Origin of the sequence: Celeribacter indicus, assembly GCF_000819565.1 — a bacterium.
Classification (GTDB): Bacteria; Pseudomonadota; Alphaproteobacteria; order Rhodobacterales; family Rhodobacteraceae; genus Celeribacter; species Celeribacter indicus.
Map to the genome: position 1 here is coordinate 56339 of NZ_CP004394.1, position 10082 is coordinate 66420.

General features: G+C 68.3%; 11 protein-coding genes. 2 read left to right on the forward strand and 9 right to left on the reverse strand.

Translation table 11 applies throughout. The annotated features are described in order from the left end of the window. Positions 1 to 62: 62 nt before the first annotated feature. The 7 genes from P73_RS22360 to P73_RS22390 all read right to left on the reverse strand — a co-directional run bounded on the left by P73_RS22360 (position 63) and on the right by P73_RS22390 (position 6618). Positions 63 to 1118 (reverse strand): AbrB family transcriptional regulator, encoded by a 1056-nt coding sequence (locus tag P73_RS22360; RefSeq protein WP_074743318.1) that lies wholly within the window; start codon positions 1116 to 1118, stop codon positions 63 to 65. Further along, the gene (locus P73_RS22365) at positions 1108 to 1995 is read right to left on the reverse strand and encodes an SDR family oxidoreductase (protein WP_052453633.1); all 888 of its coding nucleotides are present in this window, start codon (positions 1993 to 1995) and stop codon (positions 1108 to 1110) included. Before P73_RS22365 ends, P73_RS22360 begins: the two co-directional genes overlap by 11 nt. After that, positions 1992 to 2954, reverse strand: coding sequence for a branched-chain amino acid ABC transporter permease (locus P73_RS22370; protein ID WP_043872140.1), 963 nt, complete (start codon positions 2952 to 2954; stop codon positions 1992 to 1994). Before P73_RS22370 ends, P73_RS22365 begins: the two co-directional genes overlap by 4 nt. A gap of 3 nt (positions 2955 to 2957) precedes the next feature. Further along, positions 2958 to 3827 (reverse strand): branched-chain amino acid ABC transporter permease, encoded by an 870-nt coding sequence (locus tag P73_RS22375; protein ID WP_043872141.1) that lies wholly within the window; start codon positions 3825 to 3827, stop codon positions 2958 to 2960. Positions 3828 to 3830: 3 nt separating this feature from the next. After that, positions 3831 to 4538, reverse strand: coding sequence for an ABC transporter ATP-binding protein (locus P73_RS22380; RefSeq protein WP_052453634.1), 708 nt, complete (start codon positions 4536 to 4538; stop codon positions 3831 to 3833). Positions 4539 to 4540: 2 nt separating this feature from the next. Next, positions 4541 to 5335 (reverse strand): ABC transporter ATP-binding protein, encoded by a 795-nt coding sequence (locus P73_RS22385; RefSeq protein ID WP_052453635.1) that lies wholly within the window; start codon positions 5333 to 5335, stop codon positions 4541 to 4543. Between the two features lie 62 nt (positions 5336 to 5397). Beyond that, on the reverse strand, positions 5398 to 6618 hold the full coding sequence (locus P73_RS22390; RefSeq protein WP_043872142.1) for an ABC transporter substrate-binding protein: 1221 nt from the start codon (positions 6616 to 6618) through the stop codon (positions 5398 to 5400). Positions 6619 to 6847: 229 nt separating this feature from the next. Between P73_RS22390 and P73_RS22395 the strand changes: the two genes are divergently transcribed. After that, positions 6848 to 7903: an amidohydrolase family protein gene (locus P73_RS22395; protein WP_052453636.1), complete on the forward strand. Its 1056-nt coding sequence runs from the start codon at positions 6848 to 6850 to the stop codon at positions 7901 to 7903. Positions 7904 to 7983: 80 nt separating this feature from the next. Continuing rightward, the gene (locus P73_RS22400) at positions 7984 to 9018 is read left to right on the forward strand and encodes a TRAP transporter substrate-binding protein (RefSeq protein WP_043872143.1); all 1035 of its coding nucleotides are present in this window, start codon (positions 7984 to 7986) and stop codon (positions 9016 to 9018) included. Between the two features lie 45 nt (positions 9019 to 9063). On the opposite strand, the gene P73_RS22405 is transcribed toward P73_RS22400, so the two are convergent. Together P73_RS22405 and P73_RS22410 are read right to left on the reverse strand one after the other, a co-directional pair. Continuing rightward, complete coding sequence (locus P73_RS22405) at positions 9064 to 9618, reverse strand: carboxymuconolactone decarboxylase family protein (RefSeq protein ID WP_052453637.1); 555 nt, start codon at positions 9616 to 9618, stop codon at positions 9064 to 9066. 45 nt (positions 9619 to 9663) lie between these two features. Further along, positions 9664 to 10059 (reverse strand): (R)-mandelonitrile lyase, encoded by a 396-nt coding sequence (locus P73_RS22410; protein ID WP_043872144.1) that lies wholly within the window; start codon positions 10057 to 10059, stop codon positions 9664 to 9666. Positions 10060 to 10082 lie beyond the last annotated feature (23 nt).

Below are 10082 nucleotides of genomic sequence, written 5' to 3' on the forward strand. Positions count from 1 at the left end.
AGTGCGGTGCCATGCTGCGCGTGGCATCGTCCGGGAGGGACAGGGCGGGGTTTCGCGCCGTGTTACCAGCGGGTTCTCAGGCGGGAGAAAACCGTCGGTGCGGTGAACATCACGATGACGTAGCGGGTGACATGGGCGATGGTGACATAGGCCACGCTTTGCCCGATCGCCAGCGCCAGAAGGCTCATTTCCATCATCCCGCCGGGCGCATAGCCGAGGAACGCCTCGAAAAAGGCGATGTCCGCGGCCTGGAGCGCCACCACCGCGATCGCGGCGGAGATTGCCAGCGCGATCAGCGACGAGATCATCCCGTGCAGCATGCTGAGCGCGGCGGAGGCGAAGGAGACGCCGGCGAAGCGGGCGCCGACGCCCGTGCCGAGGACAAATTGCGCGGACAGGGACAGGAGTGTCGGCGGCCCGCTCTCCACCGCGCCCGCGAGATGCGCCGTCGCGCTCAGGAACAGCGGGCCGAGCAGGTAGCGCGCGGGAAAGCGCAGCACCCTGCCGAGGAAGGGTCCGGCGACGGCGCAGCCCAGAAGGACGAGGCCGCCGGCGGGGGAGATGTCGCTCAGATGGGTGACCGGCCGCGGGATCGCGCGGCCCGAGACGCCGAGCATCAGCACGAGCGTGAGCGCGAGGAACAGCACCGACACGAGGATGCGCATCGAATGCGAGAGCGCGATTTGCCGCGTGTCGCCGCCGTATTCCTCGCCAAGGATGATCATGTCGTTGAGCCCGCCCGGCACGCTCGAGAAGAAGGAGGTGACGGGGTCGCGCCGGGCGATCCTTCGGAAATAGGCATAGTTCACGCCGCTCGAGAGGGCGACGTAGAACGGGATGAGGCCGAGCGAGAGCGCCCAGGCGCCGGCATTGCGGAAGATCTCCGGCAGGAAGGCGGAACCGAGCATCACCCCGAGCACCGGCAGCGCGATCGGCCGCAGCACGTCGGGGCCGAGGATGGGCGCGCCGGCAATGGCGAAGACGGCGTTGAACAGCATCGGGCCGAGGAACCACGGCAGCGGGCTTCCGATCCACTGGAAGCAAAAGCCCCCGACGAGGCCGAGGGCGGCGGCGAGCCCGTATCCGGTGAGGCGCGGTCCTATGGTGTCACTCTTCATCTGCGGGGTCGGACATGGCCCCGGCCGCGCCGGGCTCCAGCGCGCCATGGGTGATCGGGGCGGCGGCGAAGGCCGCGAGAATGGGGCGGATGCGGCCGAGGAAGCGGTCGCGCGAGCGCGGCGTCGGCAGCACATAGAGGTCGCCCGCCTCGATCCCGGCGAGCGCGGCCTCTGCCAAAGCCTCGGGCGTCAGCACGGCGGAGAGGTCGGGGCCGCTGCCGATCCTGCTGCGCTCGTCGGCATTGCCCTCGGCCTCGAACACACCGAGCGCGCGCCGGCCCATGTCCGTAAGCACGACGGAGGGACAGAGGAGCGTCACGCCGATGCCGCCGTGGCCCGCGAGGTCGAGATCGGCGCGCAGCGTCTCGGTGAGGGCGACGACCGCATGCTTGGCGCTGCTGTAATCGGCCGAGCCGGGCACGGTCGAAAGCCCGGACATCGAGGCGGTGGTCACGACGGTGCCGCTGCCCTGGGCGATGAACTGCGGCACGAATTCCTGAATGCCATGCACCACGCCCCAGTAATTCACGTCATAAAGCGCGCGCCAGCTGTCGCGGTCGATGGTCCAGACCGGCTGCATTCCGGGATAGATCCCGGCATTGTTGACGAGGATGTCGACGCGGCCCTCGGTCGCGAGCACCGTCTCGCGCAGGCGGCGCATGTCCTCGGGCCGGGACACGTCGGTCGGGACCGTGCGCACCGAATGGCCCGCTGCGGCGAGCCGGGCGGCGGCGGCGTCGAGCGTCCCGGTGTCTCGGTCGGCCAGCACCACGCGCAGCCCGCGGCCGAGGAAGGCCGCGGCGAGCGCGAAGCCGATCCCCGCCGCCCCGCCGGTGACGACGGCGACCTGTCCGGGGTGCAGGACCGCGCCGCTCATCGTTTCAGCCTTTCCGCGAGTTCGCCGATCACGCCGCGCCGGAACAGCATGACGCAGAGGACGAAGACGAAGCCGGTGATCACCGGCGCCGGGAAGGAGGAGGTCGCGAGGAAGCTCTCGAGCCCGACGACGATGGCCGCGCCGGCGAGCGGACCGTAGAACCGGCCGATCCCGCCGAGCAGCGTCATCAGCACCACCTGCCCGGAGAGGTGGAAGCTCACGTCCTCGAGCACCGCGAACTGGAAGACGAGCGTCTTGGTCCCGCCGGCGAGGGCAGCGATCACGGCAGAGATGACGAAGGCCGCGAGCTTGTAGCGGGCGACGTCGTAGCCGAGCGAGATCGCGCGGTTCTCGTGGTCGCGGATGGCGCGCAGCACATGGCCGAAGGGCGAATGCACCGTGCGCCACAGCACGAACATGCCGAAGATGAAGACGCAGAGCACGAAGACGTAGATATTCGCGGGCACGCCGAGGTCGATCAGGCCGAAGAGATGGCCGCGGGGCACGCCCTGGATGCCGTCCTCGCCATGGGTGAAGGGCATCTGATGCGCGATGAAGGAAACCAGCTCGGCCATGGCGAGCGTGATCATCGCGAATTCGATGCCCTTGCGCCGGATCGCGAGCAGGCCGATCACCGTGCCGAGCGCGGCGGCGACCACCATGCCGGTGCCGAGGGCGGCGAGCGGGCCGAAGCCCCAGACCTTCGCGGCATGGGCGGTGAGATAGGCCCCCGCCCCCCAGAAGGCGGCATGGCCGAAGGACAGCAGGCCGGCATAGCCGAACAGCAGGTTGAAGGTCGCCGCGAAGAGCGCGTAGCACATCAGCTTCATGACGAAGACGGGGTAGATCACCTGCGGGGCGAGGCCCAGAAGGATCAGGATGAGGACGGTGCCGATCAGGGTGCGGCGGTCGCCGCCGCGTATGACCCGGTTGCCGGAGGTGACGCTGGTATCGGACATGGTTCAGCCCTCCCGTGCCGCGTAGCTGCTGGGCCGGATCAGCAGGACCGCGGCCATGACGATGAAGATGACGATATAGGAGCCCTGGGGATAGATGACCTTCGTGAGCCCCTCGACGATGCCGAGCGCATAGCCCGCGACGATCGCCCCGCGGATCGAGCCCATGCCGCCGATCACCACGATCCCGAAGACGAGGATCAGCAGGTTGGAGCCCATGTGCGGGCTGACCTGGAACACCGGCGCGGCCAGCACGCCGGCGAGACCGGCGAGCCCCGCGGCCCCCGCGTAGGTGAGCGTCACGAGCAGCGGCACGTTGACGCCGAAGACCTGCACGAGCGGCGCGTTCTCCGTCGAGGCGCGCAGATATGCGCCGAGCCGGGTGCGCTCGATGAAATACCATGTGGCGAGGCAGACGGCGAGCGAGGCACCGACGATCCAGAGCCGGTAGATCGGGAAATAGATGCCGGCGATCTGCACCGCGCCGCGCAGTTCGGGCGGCGGCGGATAGGGGCGGCTCGAGGAGCCGAACCAGTAGCGGAACAGCCCCTCGAGGATGAGCGTCAGCCCGAAGGTGAGGAGCAGCCCGTAGATCGGATCGAGCGTGCGCAGGCGCGAGAGCATCGTGCGTTCGATCACCGCGCCGAACAGGCCGACGGCGAGCGGCGCCAGGATGAGCGCGGCCCAGTAGTTGATCCCGAACCAGTGCAGCGCGAGATAGGCCGAGAAGGCCCCGAGCATGTAGAGCGCGCCATGGGCGAAGTTGACGATATGCAGCATCCCGAAGATCACCGCCATTCCGAGCGACAGCAGCGCATAGAAGGAGCCGTTGATCAGCCCGACCAGCAATTGCCCGACGATCATGGTCGTGTTCATGGTTCAGACCTCCAGATATGTTCCGAGCGCGTCGGGATCGGCCGCCACCTCGTCACGGGTGAGTTCGGCCACGACCGCGCCGTTCTCGAGCACGAAGAAGCGGTCCGCGATCCGGGCGGCGAAGCGGAAATTCTGTTCGACGAGCAGGATGGTGTGGCCCATCTCCTTGAGCCTGGTCAGCAGCTTGCCGATCCGCTCGACGATCACCGGGGCGAGACCTTCGGTCGGCTCGTCGAGCAGCAGCACGTTCGCGCCGGTCCTGAGCACCCGCGCGATGGCGAGCATCTGCTGTTCGCCGCCCGAAAGCTGGGTGCCGGAACTGTCGCGGCGCTCGTACAGGTTGGGGAACATCTCGTAGATCTGTTCAAGGCTCATGCCGCCCTCCGCGACGGCCGGGGGCAGGAACAGGTTTTCCTCGACGCTCAGGCTGGCGAAGATGCCGCGCTCCTCCGGGACATAGCCGATCCGGGTGCGCGCGACCCTGTGCACCGGCAGCGCCATGAGATCCTGTCCGCGCAGGCGGATCGCGCCCTGCCGCTTGCGGATCAGCCCGACGATGCTGCGCAGCGTCGTGGACTTGCCCGCGCCGTTGCGCCCCAGGATCGTGACGGTCTCGCCCTCGTGCAGGTCGAGCGTGACGCCGAACAGGGCCTGGCTTTCGCCATACCACGCCTCGAGCCCCTCGACGGTCAGGATGGGATCAGCGGTCATCGTCATGCCTCCGTGCCGATATAGGCTTCGCGGACCTGCGGGTTTGCGGACACCTGCGCATAGCTGCCCTCGGCGATCACCTCCCCGCGCTGGAGCACCGTGATGCGGTCGCAGAGGTTGCGCACCACGGACAGGTTGTGTTCCACCATGAGGATCGTGCGGCCGTCGGAGATGCGCCGGATCAGCTCCACGACCCGCTCCACATCCTCATGCGCCATCCCCGCCATCGGTTCGTCGAGCAGCAGGAGGTCGGGATCGACCGCGAGCGTCGTGGCGATCTCGAGCATCCGCTTGCGCCCGTAGCTGAGGTTGACCGCCAGCGTGTCGCGCTCCGCCGCGAGCCCGACCTCCGCCAGGAGCTCCGCGACCCGCGCGTCGAGCCGGTCGAGCCGCGATTCCGGGCTCCAGAACTGGTACGCCAGCCCGGCCTTGCGCTGGAGCGCGACGCGGACATTCTCGTGCACGCTGAGATGGGCGAAGGTCGCGGAGATCTGGAAGGAGCGGATCATGCCGCGGCGCGCGACCTGCGTCGGCCCCGCGCCGGTGATGTCCGTGCCGCGATATTCGATGCGGCCCTCGGTCGGCTTCAGGAAGCCCGACAGCATGGAAAAGACGGTGGTCTTGCCCGCGCCGTTCGGGCCGATCAGCGCATGGATGCTGCCCTCCTCCACGCGGATGTCGACGCCCTTCACCGCGACGAAGGCGCCGAACCGGCGGCCCAGGCCGCTGACGTTCAGGATAGGTGCGGGTGCCGCTCCGCCGGGCGCGGCGCGGGATCGTTCGGCTGTGCTGACCATCGTCGAACTCCGGAAAGGTGGTGGTGAGGCGAACGGTCCGCGGACCGTCCGTCCCACGGGTTTCAGTTGCCGACGAGCGGGCAGCCGCTGTCCTCGGGTGCGACATTGGCGACCTCGCCCGGCAGCACCTCGATCACGTCGAAATAATCCCCGGGCCCTTCGGACTGGTCCGGCGCCTTGATCCGCGCGAGATACATGTCGTGGGAATGCAGCCCGTTGTCGAGGATGTGCCCGCTGCTCGCGAAGGCGTCGTTGATCTCCTGCTCCTTCAGCCAGTCGAGCACGGTGTCGGCGTCATCCGTGCCGGTGGCGTCCACCGCCTTCAGGTAGTTGAGCGCCGCCGAATAGGTGCCGGCCTGAAGGCTGCTCGGGGTGGTGCCGTGGCGCTCCGCGAAGGCCTCGAGCCAGGCGCGGCCTTCCTCGTTGCGGTACATGTTGTATTGCGACAGCACCTGCACGCCCTGCATCACGTCGAGGCCGTTGGCGTCGATCACATCCGTCGTCAGCGCGGCGGCGAGAAGCTGCACCCCCGGCGTGACGCCGAATTCCATCGCCTGCCGCACGGCGGTGCCGAGATCGGTGCCGGCATTGGCGAGCATGATGCCCTTCGCGCCGGAGGCCTGTGCCTGGAGCAGGTAGGAACTCATGTCGGGCGTGTTGAGCGGATGACGCACCACCCCGACGATCTCCCCGCCCATCCGTTCGATGGAATTCGTGAAGGTCTCGATGATCGAATCCCCCAGGGCGTAGTCGACCGCGATGATGAAGAAGCTGTCGAGCCCCTCGTCGATCATCTGCTGGGTCACGACCTTGTCCGCCGCGGAGAAGACGCTGTATTGCCATTGCACCGAACGCGGCGCGCAGTCCTCGCCGCTCAGCGCCGCCGAGGCGGAGGTGTGCAGCACAAGCTTGTTGTTGTTCTTCACCAGCTCGTTGACCGCAAGGCTCACCGCCGAGTTGCCGATGTCCATGATCACGTCCACGCCGTCCGCATCATACCATTTGCGCGCGATGCTCACGCCCACGTCGGGTTTGTTCTGGTGGTCGGCGAAGACGATCTCCACCGGCACGCCGGCGACCTCGCCGCCGAATTCCTCGGCCGCCATGCGCGCGGCCTCCACGGAGCCCTCGCCCGCCATGTCGGCATAGAGGCCGCTGCGGTCGTTGAGCACGCCGATCCGCACCACCCCGTCGGAGATCGCGTCCTGTGCCGTCGCCGGGCCGGCCGCGCCGAACAGCGCGGCGGCAAGGGCGATCGGGCTGAGAAGGGTCGTCTTGGTCATTGGATGTCTCTCCCTGTTGTCTGGCGTCCCTGTCATCCGCAGGGCTGGTCCTCCTCGCCCGCGCGATGCGCCATTTCCGGGACACCCCCGGTCTCAAGCAATGGACGTGCCATATCGCGCCGCGCCGGTCCGGCGGCCTGCCGGGGCGAAAAGGCACGCGGATTGCATCTCCCGGCACGGCTCCGCGGCAGCGGCGGGGGCGTTTGGGCGAGGAGGAGGCGCGCAGGTCATGGATGGGCGGCAGGACGAGACGATCTGGGGCGGGGTCCACGCGCCCGACGAGGACTTTCTGGCACGGGCGCGGCCCGAGGCGCCGCTCGAGCCGGATTTGCCGATCGTGGACACGCATCTGCATCTGTGGCGCCTGTTTCCCGACAGGCCCTATCTGTTGCCCGAACATGCCGCGGACATCGCGGCCTCGGGCCACAATGTCACCGGCTCCGTCTATGTCGAATGCGGCGCCTTCTATCGCGCCGGGGGGCCGGAGCACCTCCGGCCCGTGGGCGAGACGGAATTCGCCGTCGGGCAGGCAGCGATGGCCGCGAGCGGTCGGCTGACCCGCGCGAAGGTGGCGCAGGCCATCGTCGGCCATGTCGATCTGACCCTCGGCGACCGGGTCGAGGAGGCGCTTGCCGCCCATCTCGAGGCGGCGAACGGGCGGTTCCGCGGGGTGCGCGACCGCGCGAAATGGGATGCCGATCCGGTGGTGAAGGGTAAGTGGAGCGCCGATGCGCCGCACCGCTTCGTCGATCCGCGCTTTGCCGAGGGGCTGCGCCGGCTGACGCGGCTGGGGCTCAGTTTCGATGCGAGCATCTATCATCCGCAACTGCCCGACGTGACGGCCATGGCGCGGGCGCATCCGGAGGCGAATATCGTGCTGATCCATACGGCAAGCCCGGTCGGCCATGCCTCCTATGCCGGGCGGGAGCGCGAAAACCTCGCGGACTGGACGCGCTGGATGAAGGAGCTTTCCACCTGCCCGAACGTGTCGGTGAAGCTCGGCGGCATCCTCATGAACCTGGCGAACTGGGATTTCACCACGGCGGAACGGCCGCTGACCTCGGAGGAACTGGCGGACCTGTGGCGGCCCTATCTCGAACCCTGCCTGGAGATGTTCGGGGCGGCGCGCTGCATGGTTTCCTCCAACTTCCCGGTGGACCGGGTCGGCTTTCCCTATGGCACGGTCTGGAACATGTTCAAGCGGATCGCCGCCGGCTGTTCGGAGGAGGAAAAGCGCCTGATTTTCAGTGGCACGGCCGAGCGCGTCTATCGCCTCGCCGGCTGAGCGCCGCCGGTGGCAGCGAATTTGCACGGCCCTCCCGAGGATCGCCCGCCCGACGGCGATCCGCAACAAGGGAGAGTAGAATGATGAAATACTGGAAAATGGCCGTGGCGCTCGGCTGCGCGGCGCTCGGCGCGGTGCAGGGTGCCGCCGCGCAGGAGGCGCTGAAGCTCAAGGTCGCCTCCTTCGTCCCCGAAACCCATCACGTGGCGATGCAGGGCACGACCTACTGGATGGACCAGGTGAGGGAGACGCTCGGTGACGCGGTCGAGTTCGAATATTATCCCGCCCAGCAGGCGGGAAAGGCCGCGCAGCTTCTGGAGCTGCTGAAGGCGGGCGCGCTCGACGTGGTCGAGGTCGGGATCGGCTATCACACCGACAAGCTGCCGCTGATGGGCGTGCTGGAGATGCCGGGCCTCGTGCGGAACGCCTGCGAAGGCGCCTATGCGCTGCGCAGCATGTCCGATCCCGGCGGCCTGATCCAGACCAACGATCTCGCGCCGCTCGGCGTGCGGCCGCTGTCCTATCTCGTCTTTCCGCCCTATTCCGCGATCACCCGCGTTCCCGTCCGCTCGCTCGACGATTTCGACGGGCTGAAACTGCGCACCGCGGGCGGCGCGATGGAACTCGAGGTCTCGACCCTCGGCGGCGTCCCGGTGAAGATGTCCTCGCCCGACATCTACCAGTCGCTGTCGCGCGGCACGCTCGACGGGGTGATGTTCACCTACCTGAGCACCGATCAGTACGACCTGAACGACGTCGCGAATTACGGTGTCACCGGCTACGGCTTCGCCTCCACCGCGGTGCTGCTGCTGATGACGGAGCAAAGGCTCCAGTCCCTCCCCGAGGACGTGCGCGCGGCCTTCCTCGAGGCGGGTGTCGCGACCGACGACAATTATTGTTCCTTCGTCGACGAGAACGAGGCGGCGACGCGCGATGAGCTCGTCGCGAACGGGTTCGAGGTCCACGAATTCAGCGAAGAGGAGGTCGCGCGGCTCGACGAGATGCTCACCGTCGTGTCCGAGGACTGGACCTCGACGCTCGACCGGCGCGGCAAGCCGGGCTCCGAGGCGCTCGAGACCTTCCGCGGGAAGCTCACCGAAGCGCGCGGAGAGTGACACGCGCCGGCCCGGCCTCGCGCCGGGCCGGATCGCCGCAGCCGGTCAGCCCGGCTTGCGGAAGGTGCGGTAGATGTTCACATAGCCATGTTCGACGCGCTTGCCGGCATGGCTTTTCGCCACTTCGGGATCGAGCGGGGCAAAGCCCATCCCCTGCACCAGCCGGTGCATGAAACCCGCCCGCGCCGTCACCGCCACCGCATCGTGCAGCGCGTCTTCGTCCCAGCCCGCGGCAAAGACCGCGTCGGCATCCTCCTGCCGCATCCCGTTCGGATCGGCCGCGAGCTTGCGCACGAAGGCGAGGAGCGGACGCAGCCTGTCGTTCACCGGGGCGCTGTCCGGGTCCTCGAGAAGCGCCTCGAGCGTGCCGCGCGGGATGCCGCGGGCATAGGCCACCTCGGAATGGCCGGTATAGACGAAATCGCAGCCCATCACCCCCGCGGCATAGGCGAGGATCAGCTCGCGCTCCGCCTGGGACAGGGGCGAGGGCCCGTTCATCAGCGCCTCGCTCATCTCCGAAAACGGCCCGTAGACCTCGGGATGGCGTTTGAAGACATGCGGCGGCCCGGCGTTTTCGGGCAGCGATTTCAGGAAGGGCATCCGTCTCTCCTTGCAACAGGGGCATCGGCGGGCGGCGGCCCGGCCTCAGCCGTGATACTGGTCGTCCGTGACGTGTTCGAGCCAGGTCACGGCGCTTCCGTCCACCGATTCCGTCACGGCGATATGGGTCATGGCCGTGGTCGCCGTCGCGCCGTGCCAGTGTTTTTCCCCCGCCGGGAACCAGACGGAATCGCCCGGCGTCACCTCCTTGCGCGGGCCGCCCTCGGTCTGGACCCAGCCGCGCCCGGCGGTTACGATCAGGATCTGGCCCGCCGGATGGGTGTGCCAGGCCGTGCGCGCGCCCGGTTCGAAGGTGACGAGCCCGGTGGAGACGCGGCCCGGCGCCTCCGACCCGATCAGCGGATCGCGGCGGACGGTCCCGGTGAAGCTCTCCGGCGGCGCCCAGCTCGAGGGGCCGGATCCGGCCTTGTTGATTTTCATCGCGTGTCTCCTTTCCGTGTCGA